Annotated in this window: 19 protein-coding genes; 5 read left to right on the top strand and 14 right to left on the bottom strand. The window is 68.1% G+C overall.

The window, feature by feature from the left end; translation table 11 throughout:
• Positions 1 to 7: 7 nt before the first annotated feature.
• The gene (locus HMPREF2886_RS23930; RefSeq protein WP_003114816.1) at positions 8 to 772 is read right to left on the bottom strand and encodes a helix-turn-helix domain-containing protein; all 765 of its coding nucleotides are present in this window, start codon (positions 770 to 772) and stop codon (positions 8 to 10) included.
• A 146-nt stretch (positions 773 to 918) separates the two neighbouring features.
• On the opposite strand from HMPREF2886_RS23930, the gene HMPREF2886_RS23925 reads away from it, so the two are divergent.
• Entirely contained in the window at positions 919 to 1731 is an 813-nt protein-coding gene (locus tag HMPREF2886_RS23925) for a UDP-2,3-diacylglucosamine diphosphatase (protein ID WP_003091510.1), read from the top strand.
• Complete coding sequence (locus HMPREF2886_RS23920; RefSeq protein WP_070748506.1) at positions 1728 to 2783, top strand: glycosyltransferase family 4 protein; 1056 nt, start codon at positions 1728 to 1730, stop codon at positions 2781 to 2783. The genes HMPREF2886_RS23925 and HMPREF2886_RS23920 overlap by 4 nt, the downstream gene beginning before the upstream one ends.
• Here the strand turns inward: HMPREF2886_RS23920 and HMPREF2886_RS23915 are convergent.
• On the bottom strand, positions 2773 to 4164 hold the full coding sequence (locus HMPREF2886_RS23915) for a protein CyaB (RefSeq protein WP_003124349.1): 1392 nt from the start codon (positions 4162 to 4164) through the stop codon (positions 2773 to 2775). The genes HMPREF2886_RS23920 and HMPREF2886_RS23915 overlap by 11 nt on opposite strands.
• 216 nt (positions 4165 to 4380) lie before the next feature.
• Positions 4381 to 4698 (bottom strand): Mpo1-like protein, encoded by a 318-nt coding sequence (locus HMPREF2886_RS23910; protein ID WP_003114819.1) that lies wholly within the window; start codon positions 4696 to 4698, stop codon positions 4381 to 4383.
• A 142-nt stretch (positions 4699 to 4840) separates the two neighbouring features.
• On the opposite strand from HMPREF2886_RS23910, the gene HMPREF2886_RS23905 reads away from it, so the two are divergent.
• Entirely contained in the window at positions 4841 to 5854 is a 1014-nt protein-coding gene (locus HMPREF2886_RS23905; RefSeq protein WP_039027969.1) for an AraC family transcriptional regulator, read from the top strand.
• 22 nt (positions 5855 to 5876) lie between these two features.
• Here HMPREF2886_RS23905 and HMPREF2886_RS23900 read toward each other — a convergent pair whose 3' ends face one another.
• From HMPREF2886_RS23900 to HMPREF2886_RS23880, 5 genes are all read right to left on the bottom strand, one after another.
• Complete coding sequence (locus tag HMPREF2886_RS23900; RefSeq protein WP_042168065.1) at positions 5877 to 6521, bottom strand: ABC-type transport auxiliary lipoprotein family protein; 645 nt, start codon at positions 6519 to 6521, stop codon at positions 5877 to 5879.
• Positions 6518 to 7456, bottom strand: coding sequence for an MlaD family protein (locus HMPREF2886_RS23895; RefSeq protein ID WP_003091500.1), 939 nt, complete (start codon positions 7454 to 7456; stop codon positions 6518 to 6520). Before HMPREF2886_RS23895 ends, HMPREF2886_RS23900 begins: the two co-directional genes overlap by 4 nt.
• A 1-nt stretch (position 7457) precedes the next feature.
• Positions 7458 to 8252: an ABC transporter ATP-binding protein gene (locus HMPREF2886_RS23890; protein WP_003114823.1), complete on the bottom strand. Its 795-nt coding sequence runs from the start codon at positions 8250 to 8252 to the stop codon at positions 7458 to 7460.
• The gene (locus HMPREF2886_RS23885) at positions 8249 to 9394 is read right to left on the bottom strand and encodes an MlaE family ABC transporter permease (RefSeq protein WP_033971650.1); all 1146 of its coding nucleotides are present in this window, start codon (positions 9392 to 9394) and stop codon (positions 8249 to 8251) included. The genes HMPREF2886_RS23890 and HMPREF2886_RS23885 overlap by 4 nt, the downstream gene beginning before the upstream one ends.
• A gap of 66 nt (positions 9395 to 9460) precedes the next feature.
• The gene (locus tag HMPREF2886_RS23880; RefSeq protein ID WP_003114825.1) at positions 9461 to 10915 is read right to left on the bottom strand and encodes a TrkH family potassium uptake protein; all 1455 of its coding nucleotides are present in this window, start codon (positions 10913 to 10915) and stop codon (positions 9461 to 9463) included.
• A gap of 157 nt (positions 10916 to 11072) precedes the next feature.
• Here HMPREF2886_RS23880 and HMPREF2886_RS23875 point away from each other — a divergent pair, with 157 nt between their 5' ends.
• Positions 11073 to 11444, top strand: coding sequence for a YkgJ family cysteine cluster protein (locus tag HMPREF2886_RS23875; RefSeq protein WP_033971649.1), 372 nt, complete (start codon positions 11073 to 11075; stop codon positions 11442 to 11444).
• 64 nt (positions 11445 to 11508) lie between these two features.
• Complete coding sequence (locus HMPREF2886_RS23870; RefSeq protein WP_033978723.1) at positions 11509 to 12069, top strand: nitroreductase family protein; 561 nt, start codon at positions 11509 to 11511, stop codon at positions 12067 to 12069.
• On the opposite strand, the gene HMPREF2886_RS23865 is transcribed toward HMPREF2886_RS23870, so the two are convergent.
• From HMPREF2886_RS23865 to HMPREF2886_RS23840, 6 genes are all read right to left on the bottom strand, one after another.
• Positions 12050 to 12529, bottom strand: coding sequence for a hypothetical protein (locus HMPREF2886_RS23865; RefSeq protein WP_033971647.1), 480 nt, complete (start codon positions 12527 to 12529; stop codon positions 12050 to 12052). The genes HMPREF2886_RS23870 and HMPREF2886_RS23865 overlap by 20 nt on opposite strands.
• 42 nt (positions 12530 to 12571) lie before the next feature.
• A complete protein-coding gene (locus HMPREF2886_RS23860) occupies positions 12572 to 13909 on the bottom strand; it encodes a sensor histidine kinase (protein WP_033971646.1) in 1338 nt (445 codons plus the stop codon).
• Between the two features lie 114 nt (positions 13910 to 14023).
• Complete coding sequence (locus tag HMPREF2886_RS23855; RefSeq protein ID WP_003091492.1) at positions 14024 to 14464, bottom strand: Spy/CpxP family protein refolding chaperone; 441 nt, start codon at positions 14462 to 14464, stop codon at positions 14024 to 14026.
• 128 nt (positions 14465 to 14592) lie between these two features.
• Positions 14593 to 15270: a response regulator transcription factor gene (locus HMPREF2886_RS23850; RefSeq protein WP_039027972.1), complete on the bottom strand. Its 678-nt coding sequence runs from the start codon at positions 15268 to 15270 to the stop codon at positions 14593 to 14595.
• Between the two features lie 10 nt (positions 15271 to 15280).
• Entirely contained in the window at positions 15281 to 15643 is a 363-nt protein-coding gene (locus HMPREF2886_RS23845) for a translation initiation factor 2 (IF-2, GTPase) (protein ID WP_070748504.1), read from the bottom strand.
• 175 nt (positions 15644 to 15818) lie between these two features.
• Positions 15819 to 16118, bottom strand: a complete 300-nt coding sequence (locus HMPREF2886_RS23840) for a YciI family protein (RefSeq protein ID WP_003091489.1) — start codon at positions 16116 to 16118, stop codon at positions 15819 to 15821.

The following is a 16118-nucleotide window of genomic DNA, read 5'->3' as shown; positions in this document are numbered from 1 at the left end:
CGTGCGGCTAGCCGGTTTTGTCGCGGGACTCGCGACGCAGTTGTCGCGGGGTGACGCCGAACTCGCGGACCAGCGCTGCAGTGAAGGCGCTCTGCGAGGCGTAGCCGACCCGGGCGGCGATCTCGCCCACCGCCAGGCTGCTCTCCAGCAACAGTTCGTGGGCCTGGTGCAGGCGTCGGCTGCGCGCGTAGTCCATGGGCGTCTGTCCGGTCTCGGCGAGGAACAGGCTGTGGAAGCGCGCCACCGAAAGGCCGGCCAGCCGCGCCAGGTCGGCTACCTGTAGCGGATGGGCGGCATGGCGGTCGAGGTAGGCGTCCAGGCTGGCCAGTGGCAGGCGGGGCTGCTGGCGCGGCGGCTGGCGCTCGCTGGCCAGGCTGGCGAGGAGCAGGCCGGCGCCCTGGTGGGCGATCACCGGGTCGTTGATCGGGCCGCTGGCCAGCCAGTTCACCAGTTGGCCCTGGGCGGGCGTCAGCGACAGCGCCTGCGGTCGCTCGAACAGCCGCCGACCGGCTTCGGCGTGTTCGCCCAGGCCCAGCAGCAGGCTGCCGTCGCAGGGCAGGTCGAGGACCAGGCAGCGGCTGCCGGAGGGACTCGAGCAGGCATGCCGGGCTTGCGCCGGAACCACCGCGAAGGTCTGCCGCAACACGCGGCTGCCGCGCCCCTCGACCTCGAAGTCGAGGCAGCCGCTGAGGCCCAGGACCAATTGGGCATGGTCATGGCTGTGGACGATCTGGTCGTGGCTGTAGTGACGCAGGGAAAGGATCGAACCCATGGCGAAGCTCCCGGAGGCAGGCGCCCAGTCTACCCGCTGGCGCCGGCGACAGACAGCCGGGCCCTGTCACGCAACGGTCGCCGGCCTGTCACAGTCGTTTCACCGGCGCCGGCCAAGATCGGAAAAACACCGTCGGAGACCCGCCGATGAGCACCGCGCAACGCTTCACCTCGAACCGCAAGCAGCGGGTCCGGACCCTGTGGATCTCGGATGTCCACCTGGGGACGCGGGATTGCCAGGCCGAACACCTGGCGGCGTTCCTCAAGCGCTACCACGCCGATCGCATCTACCTGGTGGGCGACATCATCGACGGCTGGAAGCTGCGCGGCGGCATCTACTGGCCGCAGGCGCACACCAATGTGATCCGTCGCCTGCTCACCCTGAGCAAGCGCGGCACCGAAGTGATCTACGTCACCGGCAACCATGACGAATTCCTGCGCCGCTATTCGAGCCTGATCCTCGGCAACATCCGCCTGGTCGACGAGGCGGTGCACAGTACCGCCGACGGCCGCAAGCTGCTGGTGATACACGGTGACCAGTTCGACGTGATCACCCGCTACCACCGCTGGCTGGCTTTCCTCGGCGATTCCGCCTACGAGTTCACCCTGCTCCTCAACCGTTGGCTGAACCACTGGCGGCGGCGCTGGGGCTACGGCTACTGGTCGCTGTCGGCGTACCTCAAGCACAAGGTCAAGACCGCGGTGAATTTCATCAGCGACTTCGAGGAAGCCATCGCCCACGAGTGCCACAAGCGCGGGCTCGACGGGGTGGTCTGCGGGCACATCCACCATGCCGAGATCCGCCGCATCGAGGGCGTCGATTACCTCAACTGCGGCGACTGGGTGGAGTCCTGCACGGCGCTGATCGAACACTGGGACGGCAGCATCCAGCTCTACCGCCTGGCCGAGGAGCAGGCGCGGCTGGCGGCGCAGGCCGCGGCGGTCGAGCCGGCGGCATGAGGCTATTGATCGTCAGCGACGCCTGGTTACCGCAAGTCAACGGAGTCGTCACCAGCCTGCTGGCCCTGCAGCGCGAGCTGGAACTGCTGGGCCACCAGGTACGGGTGCTGTCGCCCGCCGACTTCCGCTGCCTGCCCTGTCCCAGCTATCCGGAAATCCCCCTGGCCTGGAACCTCTGGCGCCTCGGCGGGCTGATCGAGGCCTTCGCCCCGGATGCCGTGCACCTGGCCACCGAGGGGCCGCTCGGCTGGGCCGCGCGGCGCTGGCTGGGCAAGCGCGGCCTGGAATTCACCTCGGCGATCCATACGCGCTTTCCCGAATACCTGCGTGACCGCTGTCCGTGGCTGCCGCTGTCCTGGGGCTATGCCTTCCTGCGCACCTTCCATCGGCCGAGCCGGGCGGTGCTGGTGAGCACCCCGCGCCTGCGCGACGAGTTCTGCGCCTGGCGCTTCCAGCACCTGCGGCTGTGGCGCAAGGGCGTCGATACCGAACTGTTCCATCCCGCCGAGACACCCCCGGCGGAAGAGCGGCCGCCGGTGTTCCTGTATGTCGGGCGGCTGGCGACGGAAAAGAACCTGGAGGCGTTCCTCGATCTCGAACTGCCGGGCGAAAAATGGCTGGTGGGCGACGGCCCGCAGCGGGCGGCGCTGGAGCAGCGCTATCCACAGGCGCGTTTTCTCGGCTACCGCCATGGCCGCGCGCTGGCCGACGCCTACCGGGCGGCCTCGGTGCTGGTGTTCCCCTCGCTGACCGATACCTATGGCCTGGTGATGCTCGAAGCCCTGGGCTGTGGCGTGCCGGTGGCGGCCTTCGCCGTGCCGGGGCCGCTGGATGTATTGCAGCAGGGCGTGACCGGGGTCATGCACGAGGATCTTGGCGAAGCCTGCCGCCAGGCGCTGGCGCTGGATCGCCAGGCCTGCGGGCGCTGGGCGCGGGAGCAGTCCTGGCGGGGTTCGGCGGAGGAGTTCCTGGCGCTGCAGGCAAGCGGCCCGCGGACTGCGCCGGAATGGCGCGACGAACTGCCGGCGGCGTTCGACGAACTTAGAGGATGACCTTGTCGCGCAGGCGTTCGGCGGCCTGTTGCAGGGCCTGGATGACCCGCTCCTTGTCGTAGTTCTGGATGTTGTTGGTGTCCAGGTACATGGAGAAGCCGGGCAATTCGTGCTCGACATAGCTGGGCGCGGCGCCGAGGTCGCGGCGCGAGTCCACCACCTGGTAGATCTGCACCGGGCGGCTGAAGCCCTTGACCGCGATCTGGCCCTTGTCGCGGCACATGATCACGTCCTTGATCAGCGAGTAGGTCTCGTGGGAAATGAGGATTTCGCCGGCTTCCGAGGCGCTTTCCAGGCGGCTGGCGAGGTTCACCTCGCGGCCGATGATGGTGTAGTCCATGCGCGTGTCGGCGCCGAAGTTGCCCACCGTGCAATAGCCGGTGTTGATGCCCATGCGGATTTCCAGCGGCTTGGTGATGCCCTGGGCCCGCCACTGCTGGCGCAGCACCTTCATGTGCTTGCGCATGGCGATGCCCATCGATACCGCAGCCACCGCGTCCTTCTTCGCGCCCTGGGTGCTGGGGTCGCCGAAGAACACCATGACGCAGTCGCCGACGAACTTGTCGATGGTGCCGCCGTACTTGAGGGCGATCTTCGACATTTCGTTGAGGTAGTTGTTGAGCAGGTCGGTCAGGGCCTCGGCTTCCAGTTCCTCGGATAGCTCGGTGAAGCCGCGGATGTCGGAGAAGAACACGGTGAGCTTCTTGCGCTGGGTTTCCAGGCGCACGCTCTTCTTGCCGCTGAAGATCATTTCCCAGACCTGCGGCGATAGGTACTTGGCCAGGTTGCGCGCGAGCCGCGCGGCCTTCTCCTGCTCGCGGGCGATCTCCTGGCGCACCTGGGCCAGGCGCAGACCCTGCTGGTGGCCGAAGAAGGCGGTGATGCAGATGTACAGGCCGCAGAACAGGATGCTGACCGCGGCCACCTCGACCGGGGTATTGCCCAGCAGCGGCGGGGCGACGAGCACGGCGACCAGCAGGGCGCTGCTGGCCGATACCAGCAAGGCCATGCCGAGCAGGCGCAGGCCGCCGATGACCAGTGCGGTGAAGCTCAGCACCAGCAGGAACATCAGGCTGGGTACCACGGAGAAGCCGAGCAGCGCCATGCCCAGGCCACAGTGCACGGCGTCGACCGCGAGCAGGGCGCGGGTCACCTTGCGCGGGTCGTGCTGGCGGAAGCGCTGGCCGAGGTGGTACGCCAGGTGCGGGTAGAGCAGCGCATAGGGCACCATCCAGAGGATGCCGTAGCTGAAATACTGGGTGTAGGTTCCCGCCGCGATGCTGGCGCCACAGGCGATATAGGCCAGCACGCGCGAATAGTATTCACGCATGGACGCGACGGACCGGCTCGTCGGCGAGCGGTCGGGGAGGGTAGGCTTCATGCGCTGGAGAGGATCCCTGTGTATTTTCGTCCCGGCTCGGCCTCGTGAGCTTTCCGCCTGGGGAATGGCGGGTGGCCAGGTTGCTGGCGGAATCTTAACCAAGCGTTTGCGCGGCGGCCAGTGACAGCTGATCGATAGTTCAGGAAAGCGCGCCGATCCGGGACCGACGGTCGTCCCGGGGGAGCGACCGGCCCGGGGGCCAGCCGCGCGGATGGGTCAGAAGCGGATGCGGCCGGTGAAAGCGTCCTTGAGCATCACCCAGTCGCCCATGAACGACCACAGCGGGTACTTGAAGGTGGCCGGGCGGTTCTTCTCGAAGACGAAGTGGCCGACCCAGGCGAAGCCGTAGCCCACCAGCGGCAGCGCCAGCAGCCATAGCCACTGCTGGCTGGCCACGGCGTGGAAGAGCACCGCCAGCACCAGCAGGCTGCCGACGTAGTGCAGGCGGCGGCAGACCGCGTTGCTGTGTTCCTGCAGGTAGTAGGGGTAGAACTCGGCGAAACTGTGGAAACGCTCGTCGTCAGGGCTGCTCATGGAATGCCTCCTCTCGTTGTGTCCACGCAGTGTAGTGCGGGCCGCACGATGTCGCGGATGACATACAGGGCCAGTTTAGTATCCTTGGGCCGCCAGGCCGGTCGACGGTCGGCGTGCCTCCCGCCAGAACAAGAAGAGACCGATGCCGGAACGTACAACCTTGTCCAGCTGGGTCCAGGGCATCGTCATCGCCCTGGAGCTGGAAGGCCTCGACGGACGCCAGCTGTTCGCCGAGCTGGGCCTCGACTACCAGGCCCTGCAGGACCCCGACGCGCGCTTCCCGCAGGACGCCATGAGCCGTCTGTGGCAGCGTGCGGTGGCGCTCAGCGGCAACCCGGCGATCGCCCTGAACATCGCCCGGGTCCGGCGCCCGGCTTTCCACGTCGTCGGCTATGCGCTGATGTCGAGCCGCAACCTGGCGGAAGGCTTCGCGCGCCTGGAGCGCTACCAGCGGATCATCGCGGAAGCGTCCGACCTGACTTTCCGCCGCACGCCGCAGGGCTATCGAATCGGCGTCACGGTGCATGGCGATCGCCTGCCGGCGCCACCGCAGAGTGCCGAATGCTCGCTGGCCTACCTGGTGGACATGGTCCGCTGGATCACCGGCCGGTCGCTGGATCCGCTGGCGGTGGAACTGCCCGGCGCGCCCCGCGAGCCGCTGGCACCCTATGTCGAGCTGTTCCGCGCGCCGCTGCGCTTTCACGCCGAGGAGTTCGCGCTGGTGTTTTCCCGCGTCGACCTCGAGACGCCGCTACCCTCGGCCAACGAGGCGCTGGCCCAGTTGCACGATCGCTTCGCCGGCGAATACCTGGCGCGTTTCAGTACCAGCCGCATCACCCATCTGGCCCGGCAGACCTTGTGCCGGCTGCTGCCGCAGGGAGAACCCAGGCGCGAACGGGTGGCCCAGGCGCTGCACCTGTCGCAGCGCACCTTGCAACGGCGCCTCCAGGAAGAAGGCACCAGCTACCAGCAACTGCTCGACGACACGCGCCGGGATATGGCCGAGCAGTATCTCCAGCAGCCCGGCCTGACCTTGCTGGAAGTCGCCTATCTGCTGGGTTTCGCCGATCCGAGCAATTTCTTCCGGGCATTCCGTCGCTGGTTCGGCTGCACGCCCAACGAATACCGGGCGCGCCGCCAGGAGCCCCCGGGCTAGTCGCCAGGCCAGGCGGGACGCTTCAGGGCTGCACGGCGGGTTGCGCCGAGGCCTGGCGTAGGGTCCAGTCGAGAACCTGGGCCGACAGCGTATCGCCGGCCTTGCCGAAGGCGCTGACCACCGCCGCGACCTTCTTGCCGTCCACCGGCTGGCTGACCTCGAAACGCCGGCTGGCGACCACGCGCTTGTCGTCGGTACGCACCAGGCGCGCGTCGTAGCGGATCAGCGCGCTGGCCTGGCCGTTCGGGTACTCGGTCTGGAAGGCGCGAAGGTCGCCGCCCAGTTCGAAATCGGCCTGCAGGTTGCTGTCGTCGCTGCTCAGGCCGCGGACCCGGCCGTCGGCCTGGAACGCCTGCATCAGACGGTCGCGCAGCAGCGACGGCGCCGGATCGCTCCAGCGTGCGCCCTGGTACACGCTGATCTCGTCGCCGTGCGGACGCACCGCGATGCGCGGGCTCTCCAGCACCAGGCTGGTACGCGGCCGGGCGATCCGCAGCGACCAGTCGACCGGCCTGGCGGCGGCGCTGGCCGGAGGGTTGTGCACCGGTAGCAGGTAGACCTGGAGGACCTGCGCCTCCGGCAGGATCGAGCAGGCGCCGAGGGCTGCGAACGCGGCCAGGCCGGCGGCCAGGGACAGGCGACGGAGCGGGCGAAGGGCGAGCCTCATGGGGTGAACTCCTTGGTTTTTTCCCGGCCCAGCAGGTAGTTCGCCGGGTTTTCTTCCAGGCGCCGGCTGATTCCGCGCAGTGCCGCCAGGGTATCGCGCAGTTCGCTGACCGCCGGGCCCAGCTCGGCGAGTCCCTGGATGCCGCCGTCCAGAGAGTGGCGATTCTCGCTGATCAACTGGTCGAGGGTGGCGCTGGTGCGCTCCAGCGAAGCCATGGTCTTGTTGGCGTTTTCCAGCATCCCCTTGCCTTGCTCGTTGAGCAGGCCGTTGGCGCTGCGCATCAACTCGCTGGCCTGGGCCAGGGCGGCGTTGGCCTGCCTGCTCGCCTGGGCCAGCTGCTGCATCACCGCGCTGACGTTCTCGCGCTCGGCGGAGAGTGCGCCGGTGGCCTGGTCGAGATGGTCGAGGGTGCGGCTGATGCGCGCTGTGTTTTCCTCGGAGAGCAGGTTGCTGAAGCGCGCGATGAGCTGGTTGATGTTGCCCATCAGGTCTTCGCCGTTGCTGAGTAACTGGGTCAGCGGCGAGGGCGTGGCGACGATCACCGGGATCTTCCCGTCCTTGCCCTCCAGCATCGGGCTGGCGGGCGTGCCGCTGCTGAGCTGGATGATCGAGGTGCCGGTGATCCCGGTGAGCGCCAGCTTGGCGGTGGTGTCCTGCTTGATCGGCGCGCTGGCCACCACGCGGATGCGTGCCCAGACCTTGCGTGGGTCTTGCGGATCGAGGCGAAGGAAGGCCACGTCGCCGACCTTGATCCCGCTGTACTGCACCGAGCTGCCCTGGGAAAGGCCACTGACCGCTTCGTTGAAGACGATGTCGTAGTAGTTGAACTTGCCCTCCGAGCCGGACTTGGCCAGCCACAGGCCGAAGAGCAGGGCGGCGCCGATCACGATCACGCTGAACAGGCCGATCAACACATGGTGGGCTCGGGTTTCCATCTCAGTGATTCTCCGGCACGGCGGCGGCTTGGTGGGCGGCGCGCCCGCGCGGCCCGTGGAAGTATTCGCGGACCCAGGCGTCGTCGGTGGCGGCGACCCGTTCCAGGGTATCGACCACCAGGACCTTCTTCTGCGACAGCACGGCGACCCGGTCGCAGATGGTGTACAGGGTGTCCAGGTCATGGGTGACCAGGAATACGGTCAGGCCGAGGGCGTCGCGCAGGGTTCGGATCAGGTTGTCGAAGGCCGCCGCGCCGATCGGGTCGAGGCCGGCGGTGGGCTCGTCGAGGAACAGGATGTCCGGGTCCAGCGCCAGGGCGCGGGCCAGGGCGGCGCGCTTGATCATGCCGCCGGAAAGCGAGGCAGGATACTTGTCGCCGGCGTTGGCCGGTAGCCCGGCCAGGGCCAGCTTGACCTGGGCCAGGTGCTCTGCGTCGGCGCGCGGCAGGCCGGCGTTCTCGATCAGCGGCAGGGCGACGTTCTCCACCACGGTAAGCGAGGAAAACAGCGCGCCCTGCTGGAACAGCACGCCGAAGCGCCGTTCGACCAGGGAGCGGCGTTCCTCCGGCAGTTGCAGCAGGTCTTCGCCGAACACCCGCACGCTGCCGGAGGTCGGCCGGCGCAGGCCGACGATGCTGCGCAGCAGCACCGACTTGCCGGTGCCGGAGCCGCCGACCACGCCGAGGATCTCGCCGCGACGGACGTCGAGGTCGAGGTGCTCGTGGACCGCCTGGGCGCCGAAACGGTTGCACAGGTCGCGGACCTGGATGATCGCTTGCGGGTTGTCCTGGTTCACCAGCCCATCTCCATGAAGAACAGCGCGGCGAGGGCGTCGAGCAGGATCACCACGAAGATCGAGTGGACCACGCTGGTGGTGGTGTGCTCGCCCACCGACTGGGCGCTGCCGCTGACCTTGAAGCCTTCCAGGCAGCCGATCACGGCGATCAGGAAGGCGAACAGCGGGGCCTTGCTGATACCGACCAGGAAATGCTGTACGCCGATTCCGTCCTCCATGATCGACAGGAACATCGCCGGCGGGATGTCCAGGGTCCAGGCGCAGACGGTCATGCCGCCGACGATGCCGCAGAGCATGCCGACGAAGGTCAGCATCGGTAGCGATACCAGCAGCGCCAGCACCCGCGGCAGCACCAGCAGCTCGATGGGGTTGAGGCCGAGGGCGCGGATCGCGTCGATCTCCTCGTTGGCCTTCATCGAACCGATCTGCGCGGTGAAGGCGCTGGCGGTGCGGCCGGCCATGAGGATCGCGGTGAGCAGCACGGCGAACTCGCGGAGGAAGGAGAACACCACCAGGTTGACCGTGTAGATGGTCGCGCCGAAGTTGGCCAGCACCGTGGCGCCGAGGAAGGCGATCACCGCGCCGACCAGGAAGGTCAGCAGAGCGATGATCGGCACCGCGTCCAGGCCGCTCTTCTCGATGTTCGCCACCAGCGGCGTGACCCGCCAACTGGCCGGGCGGACCAGGCTGCGGAGCAGGGTCTCCAGGGTCAGGCCGATGAAGCCGAGGAGTGCCTTGAGGTGCAGCCAGAAGGTCTCCATGGCACACCCGATGCGAGCCAGCAGCTCGATGGCGGTGGTGGGCGGCTTGGGTTTCTCCGGCTCGCAGAAGTCGTGCAGGGCGTGGCCGACGGTCTTCAGCAGGGCCTGGCGCTCGCGCGGCAGACCGGGCTCCAGCTCGGCGAGGTCGGCCAGGCGCTCGGCACCGAGCAATTCGGCGAGCAGGGCGGCACCGGCGGTATCCAGGGCGCCCAGTTGGCTCAGGTCGAAGCTGACGTTGGCCGCCACTTCGCTGCGCAGGCGCGTCACTTCGCGCTCCAGGGCCGTGTAGTGGGCGAGCGTCCAATCACCTATGGCTCTGACGCGGGCGGGCTGGGTGGAGCTATCCAGGCTCACGTGGCCGGGTTGCGGCTGTGTCGTCATGGTGCAGAAGCTTACACCGGCTTTTCAGTCCCTGAGTAGAGCCATTGCAGACAGGCCCGTGAGCGCTCAGTGGCGCCAGAACGCCGGGGTCAGCAGGACCAGCACGGTGATGATCTCCAGGCGACCGAGCAGCATGCCGGCGGCCAGCAGCCACTTGGCGGCGTCCGGCAGGCTGGCGAAGTTGCCCGAGGGGCCGATGATGGGCCCCATCCCCGGGCCTACGCCGGCCACGGTGCTGGCGGCGCCGGTGAGCGCGGTCATCCAGTCCAGGCCGATCAGCGACAGGCCGAGGGCGAGCAGGCAGACAACGATGGCGAAGAAGAACGAGAAGGTCAGGATCGAGCGGACGATTTCCTCGTCCAGGCGATGGCCGTTGTAGTTCTGCTTGAGCACCGCGCGCGGATGGATCAACTGGTAGAGGTTGGCCTTGAGCAGGGTGTAGGCGACCTGGAAGCGGAAGATCTTGATACCGCCGGCGGTAGAGCCGGAGCAACCGCCGATGAAGCCGAGGTAGAAGAACAGCATGATCGAGAAGTGCCCCCACATGCTGTAGTCGCCGAGGGCGAAGCCGGTGGTGGTGACCACCGAGGTGACGTTCACTGCGACGATGCGGAAAGCATCCATCCAGGGCAGCTTGGAGGTTACCGCGTACCAGGTGCCCATCAGCAGCCAGGTCACCAGCAGCAGGCCGAGCAGGCCGCGGACCTGCTGGTCCTTGATCAGCGCCTTGCGGTGTCCGCGCAGGGTGGCGACGTAGAGCGCGAACGGCAGGCTGCCGAGGATCATCACCACTACCGCGGTCCAGTGCACCGCTGGCTGCTTCCACTTGGCCAGGGATTGGTCGGAGGTGGAGAAACCGCCGGTGGAAATCGCCGACATGGCGTGGTTGACCGCGTCGAACGGGCTCATGCCGGCGCCCCAGAAGGCCAGGCTGCCGAGCAGGGTGATACCGACATAGGTGGCGACGATGTACTTGGCGACCATGTGCGAGCGTGGCAGGACCTTTTCCGAGCGGTCCGAGGATTCGGTCTGGAACAGGCGCATGCCGCCGATCCGCAGCATCGGCAGGATCGCCACGGCCATGGCGATGAAGCCGATGCCGCCCAGCCAGTGCAGCAGAGAGCGCCAGATGAGGATGCCCGGGGACATGTCGTCCAGCCCGCTGAGGACGGTGGAGCCGGTGGCGGTGATTCCCGACATGCTTTCGAAGAAGGCATCGGTGTAGCTGATGTGCTGCTGCAGGACGAACGGCAGGGCGGCGAAGATGCATACCAGCACCCAGCTCGATACGGTGAGCATGTACATGTCCCGCGGGCGCAGGTGGACATGCTCGGGACGCCCCGGCAGGACCAGGCCGAGGCCGGTGACGAAGGTGGCGACGCTGGACCAGATGAATGCCTGGATGCCTTCGGTACGGTCGAAGGCGAGCATGGTCAGGATCGGGACCAGCATGCTGGCGGCCAGAGTGATCAGGAAGATGCCGATGATGAAACCGAGGATACGTAGGGTCGGCAAGGCCATGGATCGTGGGGCTCTGGGCTGTGGCGGACCGGCCATTCTACCAGCCGTCCGCGGAGAGTAAATCTGCCGCTGCGCCCCTCTTCACAGCTGCCGCGAAATCGCTAGAATCTCGCTTCGCCCGCCGGCGCTCGCCGGTTTCTCTGGTGTTCTGCCAACCATGTCCACTGACAATCCGTGTCTTACCTGCGGCGCCTGCTGTGCGCATTTTCGTGTGTCCTTCTATTGGGGCGAGTGCCGTTCCGCAGGCGGCGTCGTACCCGACGAACTGACCGTCCGCATCAGCCCGCAGATGGTCGCCATGAGCGGTACCGAGAACAAGCCGGCACGCTGCGTCGGACTGCTCGGCGAGGTCGGTTGCGGCGTTCGCTGCACCGTCTACGAGCAGCGCTCGGGTACCTGCCGCGAGTTCGAGGCGGCCTGGGCCAACGGCCAGCCCAATCCGGCCTGCGATGCCGCGCGCGCCGCCTACGGCCTGCCGCCGCTGACCCCGCCGCTGCAGCCGCACCTGGCGCCGGGACGGGTCGCCTGAGAGCGGGCGTGAGCCTGGCGATTGCGTCTACAATGGCGATTTCGTTTCTGACAGGAGTTCGCCCATGGAGGCTCTCGACGCCTTGCTCACTCGCGTTTCCCACGCCCGCCTGAGCGATCCCGCGCCCTCGCCGGAGCAGCTCGACCGGCTGTTCCGGGTCGCCTTGCGCGCCCCGGACCACGGACAGTTGCGGCCCTGGCGCTTCATCCTGGTAGAGGGCGAAGGTCGCCGGGCCCTGGGCGACCTCTACGCCCGCGCCCTGGCGAGCCGCCAGCCGGACGCTGCCGAGGAAGCGCTGGCCAAGGCCCGCAACATGCCGCTGCGCGCACCGCTGCTGGTCGTGGCGGTCGCCTGCCTGCAGGACCACCCGAAGGTGCCGCACGGCGAGCAACTGCTGGCTGCCGGCTGCGCCGCCCACGGCCTGGTGCTGGGCGCCTATGCCCAGGGACTGGGGGCGATGTGGCGGACCGGCGAGATGGCCACCGATCCGGTGGTGCACGCCGGCCTGGGGCTCGGCGAGCAGGAGCGGATCATCGGCTTCGTCTACCTGGGGACGCCGATGGGCGAGTTGCGCACGCCGACGGAACTCGATCCGGCGGCCTTCGTCAGCTCCTGGCCGGGCTGAGCGGCAACAGCAGGCGTACGCACCAATGCGCGCCCTGGGCGTGCCAGAGCAGTCGTCCGCCCTGCCAGCCGGCCAGTCTTCGGGCGGCTTCCACGGCCGCCGGCAGCCAGCGCCGGCCTTCTTCCGCCTGGCCGAGGATGTCCAGGCGCAGCCGTCCGCGGCGAGCGTCCAGCGCCGGATTCAGCGTGATGCGCTGCCACGGGCGGGCCTGCGCGGCGCCGCCGAGCAGGCCGTAGAGCGCTTCGTGCAAGGCCGGGCGCCAGCTTTCCAGTGGCCAGGTACCGCGTTCCGGCAGGCTCAGGTCGAGACGCGCCCAGCGTTGCCGTAGTTGCTGGGCGACCTGTCCCAGTTCGACCGCCAGCACCAGCGATTGCGGTTCGTCGCCGGGAGGTTCCGGCGGCGGCGCGATGGCCTGGGCGAAAGGGCGTTCATCGAGGAACAACGAAGCGGGAAGAGTCATGCCGGATGCTCCTGGGGAATTGCCGTTCATCTGGGCGCGGCGTCATTCGGTCGCCTTGCGCCGTAGCGGCAGGCTGAGGGTGGCGATGAAGCCGCCGTCGGGATGGTTGCCCAGGCGCAGGTGCCCGCCGTGGCGCTCGATGGCGCGGCGGGCGATGGCCAGGCCCAGGCCGTGTCCCGGGCTGCTCTGGTTGGGTGCGCGGAAGAACGGTTCGCCCAACTGCTCCTGCAGTTCGGCGGCGATGCCTGGCCCATGGTCGCGGACGCTCAGGCGCAGGTAGTCGCCGGCGCTGCTGGCACGCACCTCCAGGGGTTGGCCGACGGGGTTGAAGCGCACGGCGTTGCGCAGCAGGTTGTCCACCGCGCGCTCGAACATGTCCGGCCAACCGTCGATGCTCAGGTCAGGCGTCACTTCCAGGCGGATATCCTGCTCCGGAGCCAGCAGCAGGGCGTCTTCGCGCAGCCGCTGGAGCAGCGGCAGCAGGGCGATCCGTTGGCTCGCGCCGGGTTCGGCGTCGAGCCGGGCGAGGGCGAGGATCTCGCCGATCAGCGCTTCCAGGCGGTCGCATTCCTGTTCCAGGCGCGGCCACATCTGCGCCCGCGCTTCCGGTTCGGCGCGTTCGGCCAGGGCCAGGGCGATGCGCAGGCGCGCCAGCGGCGAGCGCAGTTCGTGGGACACGTCGCGGAGCAACTGGCGCTGGCTGCCGATCAGGCTTTGCAGGCGTTCGCCCATGCGGTTGAAATCGCGTGCCAGGGTGCCCAGTTCATCGCCGCGCCGCGCCAGTCGGGCCAGGCTGTCCTTCTGGTAGGCGGTCTGGCCGAGGTCGTGTACGGCGCGCCGCAGACGGTTCAGCGGACGGGTGATGGACAGCGTCAGCAGCAGGCTGAAGAGGGTCAGCACCACCAGTGCGATGCCCAGCGCGCTGAGCGGCCAGAGCAGGCTGCCGCGGTGCCAGGCCTCCAGTTCCGGGTGCGGGATGCGGTAGATGAACAGATAGGTATGGTTGCTCTGCGGGCTGACGTATTCCTGGCTCAGTTGGCGCCAGGGGAAGCGCGGCAGGTTGCGGTCGCTGGTGCGCGGCGGGCGGTGGTGGGGGCGCGGCAGGTAGGTGCCGTCGACCAGGCGCTGGCCGCTTTCATCGAGCACCTGGATGGAAATCCCGTAGTCGCGGCGGCGTTGCTCCAGCAAACCCTGGGCCGCGTAGCTGCCCTGTTCTTCGTAGAGGGCGGTCCACTGCTCGGCGAGGTCCTTCAGGCCAGGATGGCGGGCGATGATCCAGGTGTCCTGGTTCAGCGCACGGCCCAGCAGGATGGACAGCCCGGCGACCAGCAGCAGGGCCAGCCAGAAGGCGGCGAGGATTCGCCAGAAGAGTGAACGCATGGTTTTCCTGTTGAATCGCATATCGGGCCGGCCGCGTGGGTAAACCCCTAGGATATGCGATTCCGGCTGGTCGGAAGACCGCTACCGGAGGACCCGGTAGCGGTGGCTCGGACGTCAGTTGGACTTCTTGTCGGCCTTCCACTGCTGGAATTCGGCCCACTCTGCCTTGCGCTGCTCGCGCTTCTTCTGCAGTTCGTCGAACTTCTTCTGCTGTTCGGGGGTGAGCAGGGCGCGGATGTCCTTCTGGGTCTTCTCGTGGCTGGCCTTGAGTTCGTCCTTCAGGGCCTTCTGCTCGGCCGCCGGCAGCTTGGCCAGGTAGCGCTGGGTGATCTCGTGGCGGGCCTTCATTTGTTCGCCCATCAGTTTGCCCATCTGCTGGCGCTGTTCGCGGGTCAGATTCAGTTCCTTCATCGGGCCGCCATGTCGGGGACCGTGCTGGCCCATCATGTGGCCGCCTTCCATCGGCGGGGGCGGCAGGTCGTTGGCGGCGGGCGCGGCCATGGCGAAGGTCGGCAGGGCGGCGGCGATGAACAGGGCGGTTAGCGTCTTGCGCATGGTGTTTCTCCTTTCTGGGTCCGGCCATTTACCGGATGAGCCCAGTCTAGGGAGGTCAAGGTCAAGCGCGGTCAGCCCTGGGTAAAGCTTGGGTAAAGACCTTGTGTCGGCGGGCTGACGAAACCCGCTCAGTGGCTGTAGTAGTAGCCGCGGCCGCGCAGGGCGAGGATGCGCGGGCTGCCGTCGGGGTGGCTGCCGAGCTTCTTGCGCAGGTTGCTGACGTGCATGTCCAGGCTGCGGTCGTAGAGGGTCAGCTTGCGGCCCAGCGCCAGTTGCGCCAGGGCCTGCTTGTCCAGCGGCTCGCCGGGCTGGCGCAGGAGCGCTTCGAGGATGCGGCTTTCGGAAAGGGTCAGGCTGATCTCCTGGCCGTCGATCTGTGCCAAGCCGCGCGTCAGGTTCAGCGACAGGTCGCCCAGTTGCATCTGCGCGCTGGGCTGCGCCGGATGGGTTCGCCGCAGCACGGCGCGCAGCCGTGCGGTGAGTTCGCGCGGGTCGCAGGGCTTGGCCAGGTAGTCGTCGGCGCCCAGTTCCAGACCGAGGATGCGGTCCAGCGGCTCGCCGCGGGCGGACAGCATCAGCACCGGCAGGTCGGGATGGTCGCCGCGCAGTTGCTTGAGCAGTTCCAGGCCGCTACCGTCCGGCAGCATCACGTCGAGCACCACGGCATCCGGTGTCTGCTCGGCGAGGGCGCGACGGGCCTGGGCGCCGTCGTGGCTGGCACGCACGGAGAAACCTTCCTGGACCAGCCAGGTACCGAGCAGCTCGCAGAGCTCCCGGTCATCGTCGATCAACAGCAGTTCGCTCATCGAGTGTCGCTCAATTGATCCATTCGCGTCGCTGTCGCCGGCGGCCGCGGCTCAGGGCGCCGAGGACGAACGCGAGCAGGGCGGTGGCGGCGCCGGCGACATACCAGGTCTGCTCTTCCGTGAGCAGCGGCGGTTGCCGTTGCGCCTGGGCCGCCTGCAATTGCTCGCGCAACTGGCGGTTCTCCTGGCGCATACGACTGACCAGTTCGTCGCGCTGGCGTTCCGTTTCCACCAGGCGGCGCTCCAGTTCGGCGGTAGCCTGCGCAATGGAAGGCTGCGCGGCTGGAAGCGGTGCTGGCGCGGGTTCCTCGGCCAGGGCCAGCGAAGCTCCCAGGCTCAGCAGCAGGCAGTGGGCAGTGGATGGACGCATCATGACTCCTTGTACCGATGAAGCGACGGATTGCACTGTCTTCCGGTTCGCCCTTCCGGCTTGGCGAAAGCGCCGGGCCGGCCTGGTTGCACTGCGGCGGGCACCGGAAAGCGACGTCCGGTGCGAAAACGTTTGCCGGGAGGGCGACCGGGCCGGCCGCCGGTACCCGGCGACTGCCTCAGGGCAGGACTTTCTTGAACGGCTTGACCACCACCTCGGCGTACACCCCGGCGGCCCGGTAGGGATCGGCCTCGGCCCAGCTCTGCGCCGCGGCCAGCGAATCGAATTCGGCGACGATCAGGCTGCCGGTGAAGCCGGCGGCGCCCGGGTCGTTGCTGTCGATCGCCGGGTGCGGGCCGGCGAGTACCAGGCGGCCTTCTTCCTTCAGCTGTTCGAGACGGGCCAGGTGGGCCGGGCGGCTGGCCAGGCGGCGTTCCTGGGAAGCGGGGATGTCACGGGCGATGATCGCGTAGAGCAT

The organism is Pseudomonas sp. HMSC066A08 (assembly GCF_001813025.1).
Lineage (GTDB): Bacteria > Pseudomonadota > Gammaproteobacteria > Pseudomonadales > Pseudomonadaceae > Pseudomonas > Pseudomonas aeruginosa.
This window is presented reverse-complemented; position numbering and strand designations above follow the sequence as displayed.